Annotated in this window: 22 protein-coding genes and 1 pseudogene; 15 read left to right on the top strand and 8 right to left on the bottom strand. The window is 51.9% G+C overall.

What is annotated here, in order from left to right; genetic code table 11:
• Positions 1 to 7: 7 nt before the first annotated feature.
• A complete protein-coding gene (locus tag NQ842_RS12660; RefSeq protein WP_048240786.1) occupies positions 8 to 994 on the bottom strand; it encodes an aldo/keto reductase in 987 nt (328 codons plus the stop codon).
• 212 nt (positions 995 to 1,206) lie between these two features.
• Between NQ842_RS12660 and NQ842_RS12655 the strand changes: the two genes are divergently transcribed.
• Positions 1,207 to 2,115, top strand: a complete 909-nt coding sequence (locus NQ842_RS12655; protein WP_014831948.1) for a LysR family transcriptional regulator — start codon at positions 1,207 to 1,209, stop codon at positions 2,113 to 2,115.
• Positions 2,116 to 2,151: 36 nt separating this feature from the next.
• Here the strand turns inward: NQ842_RS12655 and NQ842_RS12650 are convergent, their stop codons facing one another.
• The gene (locus tag NQ842_RS12650) at positions 2,152 to 3,051 is read right to left on the bottom strand and encodes a LysR substrate-binding domain-containing protein (protein ID WP_047361890.1); all 900 of its coding nucleotides are present in this window, start codon (positions 3,049 to 3,051) and stop codon (positions 2,152 to 2,154) included.
• A 204-nt stretch (positions 3,052 to 3,255) separates the two neighbouring features.
• Positions 3,256 to 4,359 carry an alkene reductase gene (locus tag NQ842_RS12645; RefSeq protein ID WP_063453387.1) on the bottom strand — a complete coding sequence of 368 codons (1,104 nt, stop codon included), beginning with the start codon at positions 4,357 to 4,359 and terminating at the stop codon, positions 3,256 to 3,258.
• Positions 4,360 to 4,456: 97 nt separating this feature from the next.
• On the opposite strand from NQ842_RS12645, the gene NQ842_RS12640 reads away from it, so the two are divergent.
• The 12 genes and pseudogenes from NQ842_RS12640 to NQ842_RS12585 all read left to right on the top strand — a co-directional run bounded on the left by NQ842_RS12640 (position 4,457) and on the right by NQ842_RS12585 (position 12,751).
• Positions 4,457 to 4,840 (top strand): helix-turn-helix domain-containing protein, encoded by a 384-nt coding sequence (locus NQ842_RS12640; RefSeq protein WP_072050288.1) that lies wholly within the window; start codon positions 4,457 to 4,459, stop codon positions 4,838 to 4,840.
• Positions 4,841 to 5,024: 184 nt separating this feature from the next.
• Positions 5,025 to 5,129, top strand: a pseudogene (locus NQ842_RS12635) (superoxide dismutase); the annotation flags it as partial.
• 89 nt (positions 5,130 to 5,218) lie between these two features.
• Positions 5,219 to 5,527 carry a hypothetical protein gene (locus NQ842_RS12630; protein WP_014831950.1) on the top strand — a complete coding sequence of 103 codons (309 nt, stop codon included), beginning with the start codon at positions 5,219 to 5,221 and terminating at the stop codon, positions 5,525 to 5,527.
• 8 nt (positions 5,528 to 5,535) lie between these two features.
• The gene (locus NQ842_RS12625; RefSeq protein WP_046887439.1) at positions 5,536 to 6,225 is read left to right on the top strand and encodes a type 1 glutamine amidotransferase domain-containing protein; all 690 of its coding nucleotides are present in this window, start codon (positions 5,536 to 5,538) and stop codon (positions 6,223 to 6,225) included.
• Positions 6,226 to 6,309: 84 nt separating this feature from the next.
• On the top strand, positions 6,310 to 7,257 hold the full coding sequence (locus NQ842_RS12620; protein ID WP_257255904.1) for an aldo/keto reductase: 948 nt from the start codon (positions 6,310 to 6,312) through the stop codon (positions 7,255 to 7,257).
• A 102-nt stretch (positions 7,258 to 7,359) separates the two neighbouring features.
• The gene (locus NQ842_RS12615) at positions 7,360 to 8,394 is read left to right on the top strand and encodes an amidohydrolase family protein (protein WP_257255903.1); all 1,035 of its coding nucleotides are present in this window, start codon (positions 7,360 to 7,362) and stop codon (positions 8,392 to 8,394) included.
• A gap of 149 nt (positions 8,395 to 8,543) precedes the next feature.
• On the top strand, positions 8,544 to 9,116 hold the full coding sequence (locus NQ842_RS12610) for an NAD(P)H-dependent oxidoreductase (RefSeq protein ID WP_058663468.1): 573 nt from the start codon (positions 8,544 to 8,546) through the stop codon (positions 9,114 to 9,116).
• 2 nt (positions 9,117 to 9,118) lie between these two features.
• Positions 9,119 to 10,138 carry an aldo/keto reductase gene (locus NQ842_RS12605; RefSeq protein WP_058663467.1) on the top strand — a complete coding sequence of 340 codons (1,020 nt, stop codon included), beginning with the start codon at positions 9,119 to 9,121 and terminating at the stop codon, positions 10,136 to 10,138.
• A gap of 38 nt (positions 10,139 to 10,176) precedes the next feature.
• Positions 10,177 to 10,554, top strand: a complete 378-nt coding sequence (locus tag NQ842_RS12600) for a DUF1330 domain-containing protein (protein WP_023292403.1) — start codon at positions 10,177 to 10,179, stop codon at positions 10,552 to 10,554.
• A 36-nt stretch (positions 10,555 to 10,590) separates the two neighbouring features.
• A complete protein-coding gene (locus tag NQ842_RS12595) occupies positions 10,591 to 11,196 on the top strand; it encodes an NAD(P)H-dependent oxidoreductase (protein WP_373371735.1) in 606 nt (201 codons plus the stop codon).
• 40 nt (positions 11,197 to 11,236) lie between these two features.
• Positions 11,237 to 11,932, top strand: a complete 696-nt coding sequence (locus tag NQ842_RS12590) for a putative quinol monooxygenase (RefSeq protein ID WP_257256932.1) — start codon at positions 11,237 to 11,239, stop codon at positions 11,930 to 11,932.
• Between the two features lie 15 nt (positions 11,933 to 11,947).
• A complete protein-coding gene (locus tag NQ842_RS12585; protein WP_248041085.1) occupies positions 11,948 to 12,751 on the top strand; it encodes a carboxymuconolactone decarboxylase family protein in 804 nt (267 codons plus the stop codon).
• A gap of 339 nt (positions 12,752 to 13,090) precedes the next feature.
• On the opposite strand, the gene NQ842_RS12580 is transcribed toward NQ842_RS12585, so the two are convergent.
• Both NQ842_RS12580 and NQ842_RS12575 read right to left on the bottom strand, forming a co-directional pair.
• Positions 13,091 to 13,465, bottom strand: a complete 375-nt coding sequence (locus NQ842_RS12580; protein WP_125365067.1) for a DUF2255 family protein — start codon at positions 13,463 to 13,465, stop codon at positions 13,091 to 13,093.
• A gap of 114 nt (positions 13,466 to 13,579) precedes the next feature.
• Positions 13,580 to 14,659 carry an alpha/beta hydrolase gene (locus tag NQ842_RS12575; RefSeq protein ID WP_257255901.1) on the bottom strand — a complete coding sequence of 360 codons (1,080 nt, stop codon included), beginning with the start codon at positions 14,657 to 14,659 and terminating at the stop codon, positions 13,580 to 13,582.
• A gap of 210 nt (positions 14,660 to 14,869) precedes the next feature.
• Here NQ842_RS12575 and NQ842_RS23415 point away from each other — a divergent pair, with 210 nt between their 5' ends.
• Positions 14,870 to 15,784, top strand: coding sequence for an AraC family transcriptional regulator N-terminal domain-containing protein (locus NQ842_RS23415; protein WP_373371724.1), 915 nt, complete (start codon positions 14,870 to 14,872; stop codon positions 15,782 to 15,784).
• Between the two features lie 46 nt (positions 15,785 to 15,830).
• Positions 15,831 to 16,400, top strand: a complete 570-nt coding sequence (locus NQ842_RS12555) for a hypothetical protein (protein WP_063426496.1) — start codon at positions 15,831 to 15,833, stop codon at positions 16,398 to 16,400.
• A 43-nt stretch (positions 16,401 to 16,443) separates the two neighbouring features.
• On the opposite strand, the gene silA is transcribed toward NQ842_RS12555, so the two are convergent.
• The 3 genes from silA to cusF are packed head-to-tail and all read right to left on the bottom strand — an operon-like array spanning position 16,444 to position 21,189.
• Complete coding sequence (silA, locus tag NQ842_RS12550; RefSeq protein WP_257255900.1) at positions 16,444 to 19,584, bottom strand: Cu(+)/Ag(+) efflux RND transporter permease subunit SilA; 3,141 nt, start codon at positions 19,582 to 19,584, stop codon at positions 16,444 to 16,446.
• A gap of 10 nt (positions 19,585 to 19,594) precedes the next feature.
• Positions 19,595 to 20,836, bottom strand: a complete 1,242-nt coding sequence (locus NQ842_RS12545; protein WP_182381743.1) for an efflux RND transporter periplasmic adaptor subunit — start codon at positions 20,834 to 20,836, stop codon at positions 19,595 to 19,597.
• A gap of 11 nt (positions 20,837 to 20,847) precedes the next feature.
• Positions 20,848 to 21,189, bottom strand: coding sequence for a cation efflux system protein CusF (gene cusF / locus NQ842_RS12540; RefSeq protein ID WP_257255899.1), 342 nt, complete (start codon positions 21,187 to 21,189; stop codon positions 20,848 to 20,850).
• Positions 21,190 to 21,194 lie beyond the last annotated feature (5 nt).

Below are 21,194 nucleotides of genomic sequence, written 5' to 3'. Positions count from 1 at the left end.
TTGGTCATTACCAGGCATAAGCCTGGGGCGCTTCTCCCCCGGGTCCGGGCCAGATTTCGTCGAGACAGCTCATGGTGTCGTCTGATAGCGTGATTGTCGTTGCGTGAAGCGCCTCCCGGAGTTGCTCGACCGTACGAGGCCCGATAAGTGGCGCAGTAACGACAGGATTCTGCAGGAGCCACGCCAGCGCCACATCGGAAGGGGTTTCGCCGAGGTCCTCACATAATCCTTCGTAGGCTTCCAGCTGCGGACGATACTGTTCGATTAGACGGGCAAACGCGGGCCTCGCACGGCGCCCGCTTGCCATCTTTTTCAGTACGCCGCCAAGCAACCCTCCGGCAAGTGGGCTCCAGGGAATCAGTCCCAGGCCAAAATGACGGCATGCGGGAATGACCTCCAGCTCAACAGTTCGGGCAGTCAGATTGTAGAGACTTTGCTCAGCTACCAGGCCCAGGGAATGACGAGCCGTGGCCACTGACTGCGCAGTCGCAATGTCCCAGCCTGCGAAATTGCTGCTACCGATATAAAGCACTTTTCCCTGCTGAACAAGGAGCTCCATGGCCTGCCAGACCTCTTCCCATGGTGTATAGCGATCGATGTGATGCATCTGATAGACGTCAATATGGTCGGTCTTAAGCCGTCGCAAACTGTCCTCGCAGGCCTTGCGAATATGGTAAGCAGAAAGACGGCGATCGTTCGGGCCTGGTCCCATAGGCTGATAGGCTTTCGTCGCCAGAACGATACGGTCACGGCGGCCCCCCTGCTGGAGCCAGCGACCAATAATCTCTTCAGACAGCCCCGAACCTTGCTGGATATCGGGTGATTGCTCGGTGCCATACACATCTGCTGTATCAATGAAATTGATACCCGCCTCAAGCGCTTCATCCAGAATGCGGGCGCTGGTTTTCTCGTCGGTGACGTCACCAAAATTCATGGTTCCGAGACAAAGGCGGCTGACTTTCAGGCCGGTGCGGCCAAGATGCGTATAGTTCATACACGGCTCCGTTAGGTGAATGTTCCGCCCTGACCGACGGCCAGAGCGCATAATTTTCAAGAATAACGAAGCACAACGTGTTCAGTGAGAGGCGATGAGTGGATGGACTTGTGAAATAAATTCAGCAACGGATTAGCCCTGGTCGGTCTATGGTGTATATCATTTCCGTATCAACGCATTCGGGCCTTAACGCACAAGGAAAACGATTCTGTATGCAAATAAGCAGAGCTGATGTCGCCGATCTCATTTATTTCATGGCTATTGCACGTCATCGCAGTTTCAGCCGTGCGGCGATTGAATTAGGTGTCAGTGCATCAGCGCTTAGTCATGCCCTGAAGGGACTGGAAACAAGGCTCGGGGTTCGCCTGCTTAATCGCACGACCAAGAGCGTTACCCCTACGGCTGCAGGTGAAGAGCTGGTTCAGTCTGTCCTTCAGCCTTTCGACAAGATAGAAGGCGCGCTTGAATCGCTTAACCGGTATCGTAATACGCCTACCGGCCGTATCCGCATCAATGCAGCCGTTGAAGCGGCCAATCTTTTGCTTGCACCGGTTATGCCCGCGTTTATGGATCGCTATCCCGATATTGAAATAGATATTGTGGCCAGCAACCGTATGGTGGACGTCACTGATGCGGGCTTCGATGCCGGTATCCGCTATGGTGGCACCGTCCCGGAAGACATGGTTGCCCGGCGTTTATCTGCCGATATTCGCTGGGTTATCGCAGCATCCCCCGACTACCTGGAACGTTACGGAACGCCTGAACATCCGGATGATTTGTTACACCATCGCTGTATAAGCAATCGTCTCGGCGACGATCGGATTTATCGCTGGGAACTTGAGCGAGACGGCGAAACGTACCAAATCACTGTGCCTGGCTCAGTCACGGTCAACCAGGCAGAAACGGGTCTTGTGGCCGTATTAGGCGGGGCCGGCCTGATGTATTTTCCGGAGCCTCTTGTTGCACCCTATGTGAAGGATGGACGGCTCCGCCTGGTGCTTACGGAATGGTCCCCGCTGGAGGAAGGTTTTTATATCTATTATTCAAGCCGCCGGCAACTGCCGACCGGGCTTCGCCTTCTGATTGAGTTCATACAGGAGGCCAGGCCGCTGGGGTTGTGACATAGCGCTTCCATACGGGACGATGCGTTATCGTCTTTATCGCCCCGTAGCGGATATCAGAAAATCAATCAGGGCCTTCACTCTTTTCGTTTTACCCGCATTTTTAGGGTAATAGAGATAGACTGGCGGGTAGGTTTTCCAGTAACTCTCCATCACGGGGATAAAGTGCTCTCTGTCGGGCTGTAACTGCCAGATGGGTTCAAACAGGCGTCCAATTCCCAGCCCGTTACGGATCCCGTCAGCCATAACGTCGATATCGTTACTGATTAACTGCCCGGGCATCTCAACCGTCAACTGCTCTCCGCGGTCATTCAGGATCAATGGAAGGATGCGGTTGTTAGTAATAAAACGGTAGCCAATCAGCTTGTGTTGACTGAGGTCTGACGGCACCTCAGGCGTTCCATGCTCGCTGAGATAGGCTGAGGATGCATATAACCCTTCACGAAAGGGTTTCATTAACGGTCGCGCCACCACCCCACCCTCGAGGATATCGCCAAAACGGATCCCAAGATCAAAACGCTCTTCGATGATATTCACGGTACCGTCGTAAACCGAAATTTCCAGCTGTATACCCGGGTATTGCTGACAGAATTCCGCCATTGCAGGCTTAAGAATTAACAGATAGGCAAAACGCGATAGCGTAATTCTCACCACACCAGAGGGCTCCTGATTCTGGTCGCGAATGCTTTCAAGCGAATTTTCCAGCGACTCCACCGCCGCGGCGGTCTGTTCCAGCAACAGCTGCCCGGTTTCCGTCAGCTCAATACGGCGGGTCGTACGCACAAAAAGCGGATGGCCAATATGCTCTTCCAGCAATTTAAGCGCATTGCTGACGGAGGGAGGCGTAATTTCCAGTTTTCTTGCGGCTGCCGAAATATTGCCCTCACGTGCAATGCTCTGAAAAATGCGTATCTGATTATACAGGGCGTTATTCATAATGTGTTCCTAAAACAATCTCCGCCTGATTATTAAGTACAGGCTAAAGATGCTTAAGTCAATAATATCCCTGTAGTACGTTTTTACTGATGCTGCGATCCACTGTTAACCACGTATTTTGAAATACACCTGTACTCATTCAGATGACATTCACGGCACAGAATGGATGCCAATAGGCAAAAGACATTAAGGTATTGATGTTTTTTAACTTTTGTTTAGTGCGGGATAGTCAGTGTAGCCCACCGCATCGTTCTGTCCCGGCGCATAGAAGGTTGCAGGGTCCGGAACGTTGAGATCGCTGCCGCACGCAAATCTTGCGGGTAAATCGGGATTGGCAATAAATGGAACACCATAGGCGATGAGATCGGCCTCACCCTTGTTAATTGCATCCTCACCGGTCTGAGCATCATATCCACCATTCAGAATAAAAGTTCGCGAGAAACACTGACGAAGATAAGGTGCAATCCGCTGTGAACCTGCGACCGGAGCATCGGGCCCGGCAATACCTTCGGTTACGTGAAGGTAGGCGATGCCAATAGCGTCGAGTTGAGTCGCTAAATAACTGAATGTTTCAACCGGCGAAGAATCAGACATACCATGTAGCGACATGTTTGGACCAACCCTGAAACCAACGCGATCGGCGCCAAGCACTTCGCTCACTGCACTGACGACCTCCAGAGGAAAACGTGCACGGTTTATAATAGTCCCACCATAATGATCTTCTCGTTTGTTAGAACCGTCACGAAGGAACTGGTCAAGGAGGTATCCTGAACTACCATGTATTTCTACTCCATCGAAACCGGCTTCAGAAGCTTTTTCAGCACCCTGACGAAACTGTGAGACGACATCGGCGATTTCACTTGTTAAAAGCGCGCGAGGGACAGGAGTTTGTGCTAGTCCATTAGACGTAAAAACGTCTGCCTCTGCATTAATTGCAGATGGGGCAACCGGAAGGACACCATCATGGAACTCAGGATGCGAAACGCGTCCGACATGCCATAGTTGCGCAAAAATAATTCCCCCGGCTTCATGAACTGCATCTGTTACGCGACGCCATGCCTCAACCTGAGCGAGGGAATATATTCCCGGTGTTCTTATATATCCGGTACCTTGACGGCTAACCTGCGTAGCTTCAGATATTATCAACCCTGCCTGCGCCCGCTGCGCATAGTAAACAGGAGCCAGAGGGTTAGGTACATTACCGGTAACGGCCCGACTGCGGGTCATTGGGGCCATTACCATTCTATTTTTTAGTGTCAATTCCCCGATGTTATATGGGGATAAAAGCGTAAGGGGTGCATTTTTCAAGGAGCAGTACCTTTTTTCTCAGTAAGAAACGAGTCGTTTTGTTTTGTAACCAGGGCTATATTACATACCGTTATTTTACCCGCAAGAAGGCACATTCATGATACCGTCAGATAAACGGACAGCACCCACCTGCAATATTTTCACCCGCGAATTGCTCAGTCGGATTGGTGATAAGTGGAGTATCTTAATCATTGCTCATCTTTCCGAGGGACCTTTGCGGTTTAATATACTCAGACGTACCATCGGTCAGGTTTCTCAGAGAATGCTGACGTTAACACTGAGAAGTCTTGAACGAGACGGGTTAGTATCGCGAACGGTATTCCCTTCGATCCCGCCACGTGTTGAATATGAGCTAACTCCACTTGGACGGACATTAATGGGGCCAGTTATGACACTTATAGACTGGTCCTTGATTCATCAGGGCGAGGTTGAAAAGGCACGTTCTGAATATGAAAGCCAGCCCGAGTTTTCGACTGATTAAGCCAGACTATTCATATACAGATGCAGGAACAGACATGTCTGGCATACATTTACCCTGTCGCACTCCTCACCTGATTATTAAGTACAGACTAAATATGCTTAAGCCAATGCCCGCCTAATCTTCTTAAAATGGCGCTCATATACTCTTCTCTCTTTCCCTTTAAACCTGAGAACAAGAGACACTTATGCGAATTTTATGTCTGGATACCCCCGCACCTGGAGCATCGCTGGAAAAATATGCTCCGCACCTTAACGCTGAAGCACTGCACGCCTGGGGATTGTATAAATCCGTTTGAATGCACTGACGGATAAGACTACTGCAAATGAGACACTTATATTTGAGTCTCTTTCTTTTGAAACTTAAGCTCGGGAGGCAATAATGCGAATTTTATGTCTGGATATCCCCGCACCTGGAGCATCGCTGGAAAAATATGCTCCACACCTTAACGCTGAAGCGCTGCACGCCTGGGGATTGTATAAATCCGGCTTCATCCGCGACATCTACTTCCGTCAGGACAGACCTGGCGTCGCTATTTTTCTTGAATGTGACTCTGTCGATGAAGCGATGAACGTAATGGCCGAATTCCCGCTGGCAAAAGCAGGCTTATTAAGCTTTGAGTGCATTCCGCTTGGCTCCTTTATTAACTGGGAAAATCTCTTTGCCGCTGAATTTAAAAATAAAGAGTGAGGCCCGATATGAAACCTGCAGATAAACCCGTGCTGTGTGTCGTTTCCAGCCATCCGATTAAAGGCGCATCCGGTGTACCAACCGGTTTTTTCCTGGCTGAGCTGACGCATCCGCTGAAAGTACTGGAAGATGCCGGACTAAAAACGACGATAGCCAGCATTCGCGGGGGACAGCCGCCGGTGGATGGATTTGACCTCAGTGACCCTGTCAACGCCTGGTTCTGGAACGAAACCGATTTTCAGCAGCGCCTGGCCACAACGCCTGCGTTATCTGAGCTGAACGGTTCCGATTACAGCGCCGTTTTCTTTGCGGGCGGGCATGGAACCATGTGGGATTTCCGCGACAGCCAGGATGCCCAGCGTATTATCCGGGAAGTGTATGAAAGTGATGGGATTGTCGCAGCCGTCTGCCACGGACCTGCGGCTCTGGTTGACGCAAAGCTCAGCAGCGGCGAATACCTGGTGAAAGGCAAAAACGTGGCGGCCTTTACCAACAAGGAAGAGGAAGAAGTTCACACCACCGATGTGGTTCCCTACCTGCTTGAGACTGCACTCCGCGAGCATGGCGCGCTTCATCATGAAGCCCCGAACTGGTCTGAAAATGTGGTTACTGACGGTCGCCTTATCACGGGGCAGAATCCCGCTTCAGCGCACGGTGTCGGTGTGGCGCTGTTAAATGCCCTCCGCCAGCCAACTTAATCCATTCATCTGTCTTTCACCGTTACTCACCCTCTTTGGCCGGTTTACGTCAGCAACGTTCCGGCCTTTTTTCAGGAGCTGAATATGAAATCTCTTCCTTCAGTCGCGCTCGGCACATGGTCCTGGGGCACAGGCTTTGCCGGTGGCGACACCGTCTTCGGCAATCATCTTTCTGATACTCAGATGGCAGACGTGTTCACCACGGCCATGAGTAAGGGTCTGAATCTCTGGGATACCGCAGCAGTATATGGCATGGGGAGTTCCGAGGCAGCGCTGGGAGCATTAGTCCGTCAGTTCCCCCGCGAGGATATGATTTTATCCACCAAATTCACGCCGCAGATTGCGAACGAACAGTCAGCACAGCCTGTCAGCGATATGCTTGAGGCCAGCCTTGGACGTCTGGGTGTGGACGCGATTGATATCTACTGGATCCACAATCCCCTCGACGTTGAGAAATGGACGCCAGGACTGATCCCACTTTTACAAAGCGGTAAGGTCAAACGCGTAGGTGTTTCCAACCACAATCTGGCACAAATCAGACGCGCCAACGAAATCCTTAACGCTTCCGGTTATTCCCTCAGTGCAGTACAGAATCATTACAGCCTGCTTTATCGCGCCTCTGAAGAGGCCGGGATCCTTGATTATTGCCGACAAAATAACATCACGTTCTTTGCTTACATGGTCCTGGAGCAAGGCGCGCTCAGTGGTCGTTATGATTCAAATCATCCCATGCCTGCCGGGAGTGGCCGGGCCGAAAGTTATAACGCAGTACTGCCGCAGATAGAAAGATTAACCGCCGCCATGAAAAAAATGGGAGCCGAAAGGAATGCCAGCGTGGCACAGATAGCCATCGCATGGGCTATTGCAAAAGGTACCCTTCCCCTCGTTGGTGCGACTAAAGTCCAACACGTTCTGGACGCCGCCTGCGCTTCATACATCCAGTTACGCGATGAGGAAATCATCCTGCTGGAACAACTCGCCACAGAGACCAGAGTGGATACACGAGGCGCCTGGGAAAAACCGATGGTGTAAACCCTGTCCGGGACAGACTGTCATGAATGACACTCACGAACGGGCTGTTCCGGGCGATCCTAATCTGCATCACTTTTACTGCTTTGTATGAAGGGTGAGAATATGAAAATCATTTGCCTCGAAGAACATTATCTCGACAGCGAGTTAGGGCGAGCGTGTATGCCTGTTGCGCTTGAGCAGGCACCTTTCCTTGGCGACTGGGGGAAAACTGTCGCTGATGGTCATAATCCTGACCGAAGCCGGCCGCAGATAGAAAAGAATGCGCTGATAAACGCGAAAGGCGCTGATTTGGGAAGCCGCCGCCTCAGGGATATGGATGAGGCTGGAATTACCCTGCAGATCCTCTCTGTGGGCGGATTCCCCCAGCTGGCTCCCGGTGATAAAGCGGTAACATTAAATACGGCGGCAAACGACCGCCTTGCCGGGGCGGTAAGAAATCACCCGGATCGCTTCGCGGCATTTGCCACACTTCCCTGGGCACAGCCGGAAGAGGCTGAAAAAGAGCTTGTCCGCGCAGTTGAAAAACTGGGGTTTAAGGGGGCACTTCTGAATGGCCGACCCTCTTCATGCTTTCTCGATCATCCTGACTATGACTCCCTGCTTTCCCGCTTTAATAAACTGAATGTGCCACTCTACCTTCATCCCGGATTACCGGTTAAAAGCGTGCAACAGGCCTACTTCACGGGCTTCAGCGCAGAGGTCAACGCCCGGCTCTCTATGTTTGGCTGGGGCTGGCATCACGAAGCCGGGATCCATTTGTTACGGCTGATGTTATCGGGCGCATTTGATAAATATCCCCACCTGCAGGTAATCAGTGGCCACTGGGGGGAGATGCTGCCCTTCTGGCTGCAGCGTCTTGATGACAGCCTTCCGCTGGCTGCAACGGGTCTGTCACGCACGCTAACGAGAACCTTCCAGGAGCACGTTTACGTTACCCCGTCAGGTATGCTGACACTGCCGCACTTCCAGTTTATCTACGCGTTAATGGGGGCAGACAGGATCCTGTTCTCCGTTGATTACCCCTATCAGACCCTGGACGGTGTAAAAACATTTATCGACAGTCTGCCCGTCAACAAGGCTGTAAAAGAGGCCATCGCGTTTCGCAATGCAGAACGTTTACTGGGCATCACGGCGTAGTTCACGGGTTCATGATGACCAGACACAATGAGATCCGTCGACCATTATTAGTTTTTGTCTAAAAGTGAATGAGCCTTTACTGCTCTAAAAAAATAATGGTGTCACTCTATACTGGGTTAAAAATTCACCAGCCTCTTTAACGTATTGAAATGAAAAATATCCTTGTTATTTCAGGTCATCCTGAGCTGAACCATTCCGTCGCCAACGCCACTATCCTTGATGAAGTGGCGACCGCCCTTCCCGATGCTGAAATTCGTCGTCTGGACTGGCTCTATCCGGACGGCAAATTCAATATCGCTGCGGAGCAGGAAAGCCTGCTCAGGGCCGATGTGATTGTCTGGCAGTTTCCTTTTTCCTGGTATGGGCTGCCCGGGTTAATGAAACAATGGCTGGACGAGGTCTTTGTCCACGGCTTCGCGCATGGCTCAACGGCGAAACTGGGCGGTAAAAAGCTGATCCTCTCCTTCACTACAGGGGCGCCACAGGCGCTCTATACCGCTGACGGTTTCTTTGGCCATGCCATTGAAGAGTATCTTATTCCGTTCGAGACCACGGCAAAACTGTGCAATCTTGAGCTGCTGGCGCCGGTTTATACCTGCGGTATCAGCTATGCCGACCGGGATGCCGACAAAATCGCGCAGCATAAAACGCTTGCCCGGGAACATGCTTCAAGGCTTGTCGATCTGCTTAATTCCGTCGTGAATAATCCAGAGGGAGAATAACGATGCAGTATACCCGGCTCGGTAAAAGTGACTTACTGGTCTCCCGCATCTGTATGGGATGTATGGGGTTTGGCGACCCGTTAACGGGCCAGCATCGCTGGACGCTGGACGAAACAGCAAGCCGGGACATCATCCGCTACGGTCTCGAAAAGGGTATCAATTTTTACGATACCGCCATCGCCTATCAGAACGGTTCCAGTGAGCGATACGTTGGCCGGGCGCTGCGGGAGATGGCAAAACGCGAGGATGTGGTGCTGGCCACCAAGTTTCTGCCGCGAACCGCCGCGCAAATTGCCGCGGGGATCGGCGGAAAAGAGGCAATAGCCCGATCGCTCGACCAGAGCCTGCAAAATCTGGGGATGGACTACATCGACCTCTACATCTACCACATCTGGGATTACAACACGCCCGTTATTGAGGTGCTTGAAGCGCTTCATGCCGCCGTTACTGCGGGCAAAGTGCGCGCTATTGGTATTTCCAATTGCTATGCCTGGCAGCTTGCGAAAGCGAACGCCCTTGCCGAACGCGAAGGGCTGACGCCCTTTGTTTCCGTGCAAAGCCACTACAACCTGATTATGCGTGAAGATGAACGAGAGCTCTTCGGTCTGTGCGCTGAAGATGATATCGCCATGACCCCCTATAGCGCGCTGGCCAGCGGTCGTCTCTCCCGGAAAGAAGGCCACACGCGGCGAGCCACGGAGGATGATTATGCGCGCGGGAAATATGACAGCACGGCTGAACAGGATCGGCTCATTATTGAGCGTGTCGCCGAACTTGCCGAACGGCATCAGGTGTCCATGACGGAAATCTCACTCGCCTGGCTGCTGACAAAAGTCACGTCACCTGTCGTAGGGGCCACAAAAAAAGATCACGTCGATGGCGCGGTAAACGCCGTAAATCTTCAACTGAGCCCGGAGGAAATCCGGTTTCTGGAAGAAACCTACCAGCCGCACGTTCTGACGGGGATCATGGCGCAAAACACGCCGCAAACGAAAGACGCCAGGCAGGTCTGGACGCGGTAGCCCTTATTCACTTTCATGAAAGCTTATGAGGAGGAAGGATGATTTTTAAAACAGTGGTAGCCACTCTTTTCACCCTCTCCGGGCTCGCGTCAGCCCTGGCAGCAACGCCTGCTTATTACATCGCAGAGTTTCAGGCGACCGATCTTGACGCTATCAAACCGTACAGCGCTCAGGTTGAATCTACCTTCAGACCTTTTGGTGGACGCTTCATCGTCAGAGGAGGTGAACCCGATGTTAAAGAAGGGTTTGGAGCACAGGGCAGACTGGTTGTAATCAAGTTTGAGAGTCTCAAAAATGCCCAGGACTGGTATAGCTCGGCCGCATACCAGAAGATCATTCCTATCCGACACCGTGCCGGCAATTCGCGAACCTATATCGTAGAAGGATTGCCAGAACTGGCTCCTGTTACACCATAGCGTTTTACAGTCCTGTTAAGACAAAGGAGGTTTATGATGGTGTTACTTCAGCGCAGAGCAGCAGCATTGTTTTTGTTTGCCTTTATCTTCCTCATGCCCGCTAGTCATGCTCATAGCCGTGAAAAGACCGACATTAAAACGCTCGTTATCGTCTCTCACCCTTATCCGGAACGCTCAGTTCTGACAAAAGGGCTGCAGGAAGCCGCTGAGAGTCTGGAAGGCGTGACGGTTCGCAACCTTGAGACGCTGTATGGCTATGACACACGTCGGATTAATGGCGACGCGGAGCGAAAAATGATGCGTGAGCACAGGCGTGTTGTTTTCATCTTCCCTACACACTGGTTCAACATTACACCAATGATGAAGGCCTGGCTGAATGAAACCTGGGGAAGTATCGGACCCGGTCTTTGGCAGGGAAAGGAGATGTTTATTGTCAGTACGGCTGCGGGGGGAAGCTCCACTTACGGGCCGGACGGCAGGATCGGGGTATCGCTTGCGGATGTGTTTTTACCGATGAAGGCAAGCGCCCTGCATGCAGGTATGACGTGGCTTCCTCCCCTGGTCTTTGAGAGCGCCAGCAGCGATCGGTTACCTTCTTACCAACACCAACTTATAGAACGTCTTAAACAGCCATTTCAGTAAAAGGATCATCGTGAAAAAGACTCTTATGCTTTTAATTTGCATGCTGATAAGCAGCCCTGTCTTTGCAACAAAACTGGACGCGCCGGATAAGCGAGTGATGAATCTCTTTGAGCTCGGCGTCAGGCCCGATCGGGACAAAGATTTTACAGACGTAGCCAGACAGACGATTTCCGCTTCGGTTGATTATGAAGCAGGTACGCTGGCGATGTACGCCCTGCACCGCAGCGACAATCCACGTCAGGCATTCATGGTCGAACTCTATGAAAACCAGAGTGCTTACCGCAAACATCTGAATGCCGAACCATACAAGGCATTCGCTGCCCGGGCACCTGACATTATCGATCGGAAAAATAAAATCACTCTGGAGCCCCAATTTGTGGGGGATAAACACATCATACCGGATGAGCGAACCATTAATAATCTGGTGATCGTCGAGGTAAAGCCTGAATTTCAGACCGAATTTAAAAACATCGTCCTTCCTGAAATGGCCGAGTCGCTCAAAGTAGAGAAAGGCGTGTTAGCCATGTATGCCGGTACAGATTCAGAGACTCCAAACCGCTGGTATTTCTATGAGATTTACGCCAGTGAGGAAGCGTATCAACTGCACCGACAAACGCCACACTTCCGTGACTATCTCAGGCAAACGGCGCATATGAGCGTCAGTAAGGACGCTATCCCGGTAAAACCGGTATTTCTTCGTAACAAAGGCGGAATCAAACAGGAACCGCACCGTTGACCAGTGAGGATTGACATGAAAAGCGTAATTGCAGCGGCGGCCATGTCGCTTGTTATTTCTGATTTTGCTAATGCTGAGGAAACAAGAGGTAAAACTATGATGAAAATTGAACCTTCAGCGATTTCTGAAGCTGATATTCGTTCTGTCTCACCGGCTCTTGCGCGCTTTGGTCGAGAAGCGATTACTGAAGATCTGTGGACACGCGACGCCCTCTCACCCAGGGATCGTAGCGTGGTGACCGTCGCCATGCTGATTGCCCGCAACCAGCCTGCCGAGCTTAAGCACTATATCGACGTCGCTCTCGATAGCGGCGTGACGCCAGCGGAATTATCAGAAATCATTACCCATCTGGCCTTCTACTCAGGTTGGCCAAATGCCATGTCAGCCGTCAGCGTGACCAAAGCAGTATTTGAATCTCGTGGCGTCACGGCAGATGCACTTCCTGACGCTTCTCCGGACCTGCTTCCTCTCAATCAGCAAGCAGAAAAGCAGCGTTCAGCGACAGTGGAAAAAAATGTTGGCCCAATATCTCCAGGCCTGGTTAAATTTACTGCTGACCCCCTGTTCCTGGATCTCTGGCAAAGACCTGCACTGAAACCCCGCGACAGAAGCCTGATTACGGTCAGCGCGTTAATCGCATCCGGACAGAGTGCGCAGATTGGCTATCACCTCAACAGAGCGATGGATAATGGACTTTCTGCTGAGGAAGCTGGGGAGATCGTTACCCAAGCCGCGTTTTACGCTGGCTGGCCAAACGCATTTACCGCTGCTCCGGTTGTCGGAGAGGTATTAAGCAATCGCTCATCAAGTAAAAGGTAATATTACTGAACACTAAAACCTGACGCACATCACAAAATTAGAACGAACAGTTCATGAACCAACAGGCGTAACATCGAGTGATTTAGGGACAGCGTTTAACACAGTTATGAACCAAAACTGAGTTCATAACTGTGAGTTTGAATCGCCATTTAATTAATATCCATTTAAAACAGTTTGTTATACTGTTTCTGGTGCTGAAGTAAATTACGTATATTCCTCAAACCCAGAATAGTTAAATCTCATTAACTGATTACTTACTTCATGAACCAGGTCGGTTCTCATAAAACCATGGGGTTAAGCACCCCATCCTCTTTCGTATGCCGGCATTATGTTAAGGGGTTAACTTAAAGGTAAAATCTCAATCGTTGCCGCTTTCGCGCGTGTCCCTATCATTGCGGAAACATAGCTGCTGCCGGAGTACTTTTTCTGGTAAGCCTGATCAATTTTACTTTCAAGCTCAGGGTCTGATGGTTTTGCGAACAGTACGTCGAATTCCTGTCCGTTAGCCAGTATCTTACCCGCCTGCTGAGACAATGCAGCCTGATACCATTTTGAACGGGTACCACTATAGGCTCGGACGAAGAGTCGATTATCCACCTTCACTTCCCAAATCCATGTCGGCGTACCGGTCGTATTCATGCCGGGATGATACGGAGCGATTTTCAGGTCGTCAGCCGCATCTATTCTTGCTAATAATTCAGGATTCCAGAGCATAAAACTCTCCTCTTTCATGGGCGGTTATTTTTCCTCCTGGTAATAGCCAGGAGAGCAGTGTCTGTCTTTTCTCGCAGAGACACTGCATCTGAAAACACCGGACGGTGCTATGGCTTACTTATTAAGATTTTTGTTGAAAAATGCAGTGATGTTATCGAACGGGATCTTGTCCATACGATCATATAAATCGACATGTGTGGCATCTTTAACAATCAGAAGCTCTTTTGGCTGATTTGCCGCTTCATAAGCCGTTTTGGAGAAGTAAAGCGAATGCGCTTTTTCGCCATGGATGAACAGGATTGGGCGCGGAGAAATTTCCTTAATATAGGTCATTAGCGGGAAATTCATAAAGGCCATCGGCGTTGTCACTGACCATGAATTGCCAGAGTTAACTGCTCGTGGATGATATCCGCGTTTGGTCATGTAATAGTCCGCATAGTCCACGAGGAACTGTGCTTCACCGCCCTTCAGTTTATTATAGGCTGGCTGGTATGCAGGTTTGCCGTTTGCCGCATCTTCCCAGCGCTGAAGGCTCATCTTCTCGAGTGCCTGCTCGCGTTGCGCCGGTGTTACGCTGTCATTGTAGCCTTTCGACATCACGCGACTCATATCATACATGGTGCTGGCAACGACCGCTTTTACGCGTTTATCCACGGCAACAACGTTCAGGGCAATCCCCCCCATACCGCAGATACCGATGACACCGATACGTTCACGATCCACATAAGGTTGCAGTCCAATAAAATCGACTGCGGCCATAAAGTCTTCGGTATTGATATCAGGTGAAGCAATATTGCGGGGTTCACCACTGCTTTCACCGGTATAAGACGGATCAAATGCCAGCGTCACGAATCCACGCTCTGCTAAGGTCTGAGCATAGAGACCTGAGGCCTGCTCTTTTACCGCGCCAAAAGGCCCGGAAATCACAAGCGCAGCAAGCTTCTTGTTCCCGCGATCTTTAGGAAGATACACATCAGCGGCTAGCGTAATACCGTAACGATTTTTAAACGTTACTTTTTGATGATCCACTTTGTCGCTCCTTGGGAAGGTTTTATCCCACGTCTGAACCAGACGCGCCGAAGAGTCTGCTGTGCCTGGTGCAGGCTGGGCAACCGCAGATTCTGTTGAAATCAGAGCCATCGCACCGGCAAGGAGTGCACCATTAAAAAAACGAGTTGAAGAATTTAGCGTCATGATATCAAAACCTTACATTAAATTTTCAGGAACCGAATTCGGTACGGGTTGCGTTGTTGCTATTTTGAATATCATTAAAGAAATATGTTATTAAAATACTCTGCATTATTTGCCCGATCCTATTAACCTGAGGCCAAACCGTATATTTGAGTATTAATAACAGGTACGTTGACGGGGTTGCATAGACGCAACAAATGTGAGGCGTTACAGATGATTTCAAACAAGTCGGTTGAGAAACGACTCGACGAACTCTCGCGGAATATTGCTCAGCGCACGCCCGATACCGGTGATTTTCCCACCGCTGTCGAAGGGCTGGAATTATTCCGGCGAAACGAACCTGCTCCTCCGGTGAGCTGCCTGGTGCCACCGAGTATCGTTCTGGTGGCTGACGGCGAGAAGATAATGTGGGTTGGAGGCGAACCTTATACCTATAATGCGAAAAAATTCCTGATCACTTCTCTCGACTTACCAGCCAGTTCGGAAGTGTTACACGCATCAGCATCTCGGCCGTGCGTCGGCATAGCCTATAAACTTGACCAACGCGTGCTGATGGAATTAATTACGCAGGGCGGCCTGCCGCCAGTGAAAAAACGTGATCCGGGAACAGGTGTCGGTATAGGAACCATGACAGATGTTTTGCTGGAGCCTTTCTGCCGCCTGCTTTCATTGCTTGACGAGCCTGAAGCCATTCCTGTTCTCAGCCCGCTGATTCAACGGGAGATACATTACCGGCTTTTAATGAGCGATCGGTCCGATCATCTCAGACAGATTGCAGCAGTAGACGGCCATGGCTACCGTATCGGTAAAGCTATCGACTGGTTAAAGACCCATATTGCTTCGCCTTTACGCATCGAGGAGCTGGCGAGTCGGGTTCAGATGAGCACGCCCTCTTTCCACCGACATTTCAGGCAGCTTGCGGGAATGAGTCCGCTCCAGTATCAGAAATGGCTGCGCCTCAATGAAGCCAGACGACTCATGCTGAATGAGCATTACGATGTCACCACAGCGGCCTATGCTGTCGGTTACGAAAGCTTATCCCATTTCAGCCGGGAATATACGCGGATGTTTGGTGAGTCGCCTAAGAGGGATATTACCGTGCTGAGAAAGTCAGCCGGTGAAATTTAATCATTTGTTGCTTCCATGGAAACAGGCTGAAACGTTGATGATTCATATGATTAAAAGAATATCCCGTCGCCTGCAACACTGTAACGAGGCGGCCGCCAGCATAAACCATGCTGCCCCGACACAGCTGCAGCAGCTGAAGACGCAGCTGGCCGATGAAATGGGTAAGCCTGTGGGGCTACATACTATGGGTATTCCAGCGGCGGTCAGTACGCTCGGGGTAATTGTCAGTTTCGCCATTCCGCAGCTGTGGCTGGGGTATGGCGTAGTCGCCGCACTAGGCCAGCCAGCCGAACGCGTATTCGTGTGGGTTGTGCTTGTCGCCCTGCTGTTCGCCGGCATTAACGGCGTGACGATGTTTATGATTGGCAAAGGTAGCATGCGCGCCGTGCGGTTACATCTTACGCTGGCGGTGCTAAGCCTGGTATTAACGGCAGCCTATCTGCTGGCCGCGCTGAGCGGTAGTTCTTCTCCGGGCGTCAGCCTGACCGCAGCGCTGGTGAGTATTGTCATGCTTGGGCTTAGCGGCAGTTGTATCTTCTCTACCGCTTTCTATAAGATGCTGCTATTTACTTTGCATAACAGAGTCTGGCGCAAGCTTATCAGCCAGACGAGTTAGACATTTATTCCATAAAAATCCCGCCGCTACCGGCGGGATTTCTTTATTGCTTTTTATACCTGCGCAACCAGATAAGCTTATACGCCGCCGGAATGATAAACAGCGACAGCAGCGGCGCGGTGATCATCCCGCCAATCATCGGCGCGGCGATCCGGCTCATCACTTCTGAACCCGCGCCGGTCCCCCAGAGAATAGGCAACAGACCCGCAATAATGACCGCCACCGTCATTGCCTTGGGCCGGACACGCAGGACCGCGCCATGGTACAACGCGTCATCCAACGCTTGTGCGGTGAACGTCTCCCGTCGGGATAAGGCCGGGTTCGCTTCGATGGCATGGCGCAGATACATCAGCATCACCACGCCAAACTCGGCCGCCACCCCGGCAAGGGCAATAAATCCGGTGCCGGTGGCGACAGACATATGAAAGCCCTGCCAGTACAGGAACCAGATCCCACCGACCAGAGCGAACGGCAGACTCATCAGGATCAGCAAGGCTTCGTCAACGCGTCGGAACGCCAGATAGAGCAGAATGAAGATGATCATCACCGTCATCGGCACCATCAGCTTTAGCTTCCTGTTGGCATGCTCAAGCAGCTCAAACTGCCCGGAGAACGACACGCTGGTTCCCGGTCTCAGCTTCACGTTCTGGCTGATGGTCGTCTTAAGGTCATTGACCACCGACACCATATCCCTGCCGCGGGCATCAATATAGATCCAGCTGGTTGGTCGGGCATTTTCCGTTTTCAGCATCGTCGGACCAGAAACGACACGAATATCCGCCACATCCCCCAGCGTGATTTGCTGCTTCATCGGGGTCAGGATCGGCATCTCTTTCAGTGCCTGCGGGCTGTTCCGGTAGTCCTGAGGATAACGAATATTAATCGGGTACCGGGCCACGCCCTCAACCGTTTCCCCTACCGTCTCGCCACCAATGGCGGAGGAGACGAACAGCTGCACATCCCCCACCGTCATACCGTAGCGGGACGCTTTTTCGCGATTGATATCCACATCAATGTAACGCCCCCCTTCCAGCCGCTCTGCGAGCGCAGACACCACGCCAGGTACGGTTTTGGCGACCGTTTCAATACTCTGCGCCGTGGCGTCGATATCCGACAGAACGGTACCTGACACCTTGATGCCGATTGGGCTTTTAATCCCGGTAGAAAGCATGTCGATGCGGTTACGGATTGGTGGTACCCAGAGGTTAGCCAGACCCGGCAGGCGGACGGTTTTATCGAGTTCGTCAATAATCTTGTCAATCGTCATCCCGGGCCGCCACTGATCCTCGGGTTTCAGCTGAATGGTGGTTTCCACCATTTCGAGCGGTGCGGGATCTGTTGCGGTCTCTGCCTTACCGGTCTTGCCAAACACAGAGGCCACTTCAGGCACGGTTTTGATGAGCTTGTCCGTGGTCTGCAACAGCGCAGCCGCTTCAGCCGGAGAAACGCCCGGCAGCGTTGACGGCATATACAGCAGATCGCCCTCATTTATCTTCGGCAGGAATTCGCCGCCCACCTGACTCAGTGGCCAGGCAACCGTGAAGATCGACAAGGCCGCCACCAGCAAGGTTGTTTTTGGCCAGTGAAGCACCCGCAGCAGCAGCGGATGATAGGCTTTAATCAGCAGCCGGTTCAGCGGGTTACTGCTCTCGGCGGGAATTTTCCCCCGGATCCAGAAGCCCATCAGAATGGGAATGACGATAATGGCCAGCGCGGCTGCACCTGCCATCGCGTACGTTTTGGTGAACGCCAGCGGACCAAACAGCCGCCCTTCCTGACCTTCGAGGGTAAAAATAGGGATGAACGATAAGGTGATGATCAGCAGGCTGATAAACAGCGCGGGGCCTACTTCAACGGAGGCGTTGGTGATCACCTTCCAGCGGGTCGCGTTATCTATCTGCTCGCCAGGGTGCTGATGATCCCACTCCTCCAGCCGTTTATGCGCGTTTTCAATCATCACAATGGCGGCATCCACCATCGCCCCCACGGCAATGGCAATTCCTCCCAGGGACATAATATTGGCGTTCAGCCCCTGGAAATGCATGACGATAAAGGCAATACACAGGCCTAGCGGCAGCGAGATAATCGCCACCAACGCAGAGCGCACATGCCAGAGAAACAGCGCGCAGACGATGGCCACCACAATAAACTCTTCCAGCAGTTTATAACTCAGGTTATCGATGGCCCGGTCAATCAACTGGCTGCGATCGTACGTGGTAACAATCTCAACACCTTCCGGCAGGCTGGCCTTCAGCGTCTCCAGTTTATCTTTTACCGCGGTAATCACTTCACGCGCGTTTTTACCCGAACGCAGGATCACCACGCCGCCCGCGACCTCTCCCTGCCCGTTAAGCTCGGCGATCCCGCGCCGCATTTCAGGTCCGGTTTGTACGCGAGCAACATCTCGCAGATAAACCGGAACCCCGTTCTCGTTGGTTTTCAGGACGATGTTATTGAAATCATCAATGGTCTGCAGATAGCCGCTGGCCCGGACCATATACTCTGCTTCCGCGATTTCGACCGATGAGCCCCCTGCTTCCTGATTAGACGATCCCAGGGCCTGCTTAACGTCTGCCAGACTGATGCCGTATTGCGCCAGTTTCAGCGGATTGATCTGGATCTGATACTGCTTCACCACCCCGCCGACCGAGGCCACTTCCGCCACGTTCGGGATGGTTTTCAGCTCAAATTTCAGGAACCAGTCCTGCAGGGAACGCAGTTCGGATAGGTCGTGTTTTCCGCTGCGATCCACCAGCGCATATTCAAAGATCCAGCCCACACCTGTGGCATCTGGCCCTATTTCCGAACTGACGCCGGCAGGCAGTTTCCCCTGAACCTGATTGAGATATTCCAGTACGCGCGAGCGGGCCCAGTAGAGATCGGTCCCGTCTTCAAAAATAACGTACACATAGGAGTCACCAAACTGTGAAAACCCGCGCACGGTCTTCGCACCCGGCACCGACAGCATGGTGGTGGTGAGCGGATACGTCACCTGGTTTTCGACAATTTGCGGCGCCTGGCCGGGGTAGCTGGTTTTAATGATCACCTGAACATCAGACAGATCGGGTAAGGCATCCACCGGCGTATTGATGATGGTCCATGTTCCCCAGACGCTCAGAAATAGCGCGCCCATCATCACCAGGAAACGGTTGGCGACGGCGCGCCGGATAATCCATGCAATCATCGTCGTCTCCTCAATGACCTGAATGACTCTTTTCAGGCTGACGCATACGCTCCAGCGCACCGGTAATATTGGCTTCGGAATCAATCAGGAACAGACCGCTGACTACCACCGACTCCCCTTCGCTGAGGCCGGATCCTACGCCGGACTGCTGCTGAGATTCGTGCAGAACGTGGATCCGCTTCGGCACAAACCGGCCCTCCGCATCAACGGTGATGACCCGCTGTTCTTTACCCGTGTCGATAACGGCCTGGGAGGGGATCAACAGCATCTCCTGACTTTGGGTGTTCAGCTTCAGATACGCATTCATACCCGGCTTAAGCCGTTCATCTTTGTTGGAAACCTGCAAGCGAACCTGCAGCGTACGGGTGGCAGGATCGACGCTTGGCAAAATGTTCCATTTTTCAACGTGAAACGATGTGTCCGGATACGCCGGGACCGAAATGGCAAACTGCGAGGCGTCTTTCAGCAGATACGCGATGGATTCAGGTATGGCCGCGCTGATCCACACCGGATCCATCCCCTGAATCTGCGCCACGACCTTATCTTTCGAAATATTCATTCCGTTACGCAGGTCAAACGCGGTGATCACCCCGTCAATCGGCGCGTTGATGGTAAACCGGGTCTGGACCGTGCGGGTCGAGCGTAACCTCTGAATATCCGCTTCCGGCATGCCTGCCAGACGAAGCCGTTCAAGCACCCCTTTCAGCTGCGTGGGCGTGCCACCGGTTCCGGACAACAGGAGGAACTCACTCTGCGCTTCCACCCACTCCGGAATGGTGATGTCGATGAGCGGCGTGCCTTTCTTTACACGATCGCCTGTCGTCAGGGGATACACCTTCTCCACAAAGCCTTCGGAGCGCGCCTGCACGATAACAAACTGATATTCGTTATAACTGACATTGGCCGGGATAGTCTGGGCATAATTCAGCGTGCCGCGGGTGACTTTTTGCGTTTTTAATCCCAGGTTCTGAACCTGCGTCGGATCAATACGGATACCGGCACCGCTTTTATCGTCATTTTCATCCGCGTATTTCGGCACCAGATCCATATCCATAAACGGCGATTTACCGGGCTTATCGAATTTAACGTCGGGCTTCATCGGGTCATACCAGAAAAGCACCTTTCGTTCCGGCGGGGTATTTTCTGTTTTTTCTGCAGCATAAATATACTGCCACGCCGTCACTGCAATCAGCCCTCCCGCGAGAAGGCTGCCGATCATCATTGCAGCATATTTAACCTTTAACGATGCCATGCCGTGTCTCGCTATTTAATGCTCTTGAGTAAAGAGATTTTGCCCTGCTGCACAAAAGAAAAATTAACGCGGTTGCCGACTTTTACGGCCTTAATACTTTCGTCTGCGTCAGTAAAGGTGAAACGCATGGTCATGGCGGGCCAGCCAATTTCCGGGATGGCTTCATGAGCAATCGTGACCTTTTTGTTTGTGAGATCAATGTCCTTCACGATGCCAGTCCCGGAGACAACCTGCTCTGTGGCCCCTTCGCTGGCAGCACTCATCTCTGCATGCTGATGAACCTCGGCCTGCAGGCCGGCAGAAAACATCATGGAGATCGCACCGAATACAACGGCCTTCATTGAATTACGCATATTAT

This window comes from Enterobacter cloacae complex sp. R_G8 (assembly GCF_024599795.1).
Classification (GTDB): Bacteria; Pseudomonadota; Gammaproteobacteria; order Enterobacterales; family Enterobacteriaceae; genus Enterobacter; species Enterobacter dissolvens.
Note: the sequence above shows the minus strand (reverse complement) of the source record. Positions and strands in the feature narration are given on the sequence as shown.

Excerpts from the sequence above, each read along its gene's own strand:
- NQ842_RS12660 (WP_048240786.1), bottom strand. The coding sequence starts at position 994 with ATGAACTATACGCATCTTGGCCGCACCGGCCTGAAAGTCAGCCGCCTT.
- NQ842_RS12655 (WP_014831948.1), top strand. The coding sequence starts at position 1,207 with ATGCAAATAAGCAGAGCTGATGTCGCCGATCTCATTTATTTCATGGCT.
- NQ842_RS12650 (WP_047361890.1), bottom strand. The coding sequence starts at position 3,051 with ATGAATAACGCCCTGTATAATCAGATACGCATTTTTCAGAGCATTGCA.
- NQ842_RS12640 (WP_072050288.1), top strand. The coding sequence starts at position 4,457 with ATGATACCGTCAGATAAACGGACAGCACCCACCTGCAATATTTTCACC.
- NQ842_RS12630 (WP_014831950.1), top strand. The coding sequence starts at position 5,219 with ATGCGAATTTTATGTCTGGATATCCCCGCACCTGGAGCATCGCTGGAA.
- NQ842_RS12625 (WP_046887439.1), top strand. The coding sequence starts at position 5,536 with ATGAAACCTGCAGATAAACCCGTGCTGTGTGTCGTTTCCAGCCATCCG.
- NQ842_RS12620 (WP_257255904.1), top strand. The coding sequence starts at position 6,310 with ATGAAATCTCTTCCTTCAGTCGCGCTCGGCACATGGTCCTGGGGCACA.
- NQ842_RS12615 (WP_257255903.1), top strand. The coding sequence starts at position 7,360 with ATGAAAATCATTTGCCTCGAAGAACATTATCTCGACAGCGAGTTAGGG.
- NQ842_RS12610 (WP_058663468.1), top strand. The coding sequence starts at position 8,544 with ATGAAAAATATCCTTGTTATTTCAGGTCATCCTGAGCTGAACCATTCC.
- NQ842_RS12605 (WP_058663467.1), top strand. The coding sequence starts at position 9,119 with ATGCAGTATACCCGGCTCGGTAAAAGTGACTTACTGGTCTCCCGCATC.
- NQ842_RS12600 (WP_023292403.1), top strand. The coding sequence starts at position 10,177 with ATGATTTTTAAAACAGTGGTAGCCACTCTTTTCACCCTCTCCGGGCTC.
- NQ842_RS12595 (WP_373371735.1), top strand. The coding sequence starts at position 10,591 with ATGGTGTTACTTCAGCGCAGAGCAGCAGCATTGTTTTTGTTTGCCTTT.
- NQ842_RS12590 (WP_257256932.1), top strand. The coding sequence starts at position 11,237 with ATGCTGATAAGCAGCCCTGTCTTTGCAACAAAACTGGACGCGCCGGAT.
- NQ842_RS12585 (WP_248041085.1), top strand. The coding sequence starts at position 11,948 with ATGAAAAGCGTAATTGCAGCGGCGGCCATGTCGCTTGTTATTTCTGAT.
- NQ842_RS12580 (WP_125365067.1), bottom strand. The coding sequence starts at position 13,465 with ATGCTCTGGAATCCTGAATTATTAGCAAGAATAGATGCGGCTGACGAC.
- NQ842_RS12575 (WP_257255901.1), bottom strand. The coding sequence starts at position 14,659 with ATGACGCTAAATTCTTCAACTCGTTTTTTTAATGGTGCACTCCTTGCC.
- NQ842_RS23415 (WP_373371724.1), top strand. The coding sequence starts at position 14,870 with ATGATTTCAAACAAGTCGGTTGAGAAACGACTCGACGAACTCTCGCGG.
- NQ842_RS12555 (WP_063426496.1), top strand. The coding sequence starts at position 15,831 with ATGATTAAAAGAATATCCCGTCGCCTGCAACACTGTAACGAGGCGGCC.
- silA (WP_257255900.1), bottom strand. The coding sequence starts at position 19,584 with ATGATTGCATGGATTATCCGGCGCGCCGTCGCCAACCGTTTCCTGGTG.
- NQ842_RS12545 (WP_182381743.1), bottom strand. The coding sequence starts at position 20,836 with ATGGCATCGTTAAAGGTTAAATATGCTGCAATGATGATCGGCAGCCTT.
- cusF (WP_257255899.1), bottom strand. The coding sequence starts at position 21,189 with ATGCGTAATTCAATGAAGGCCGTTGTATTCGGTGCGATCTCCATGATG.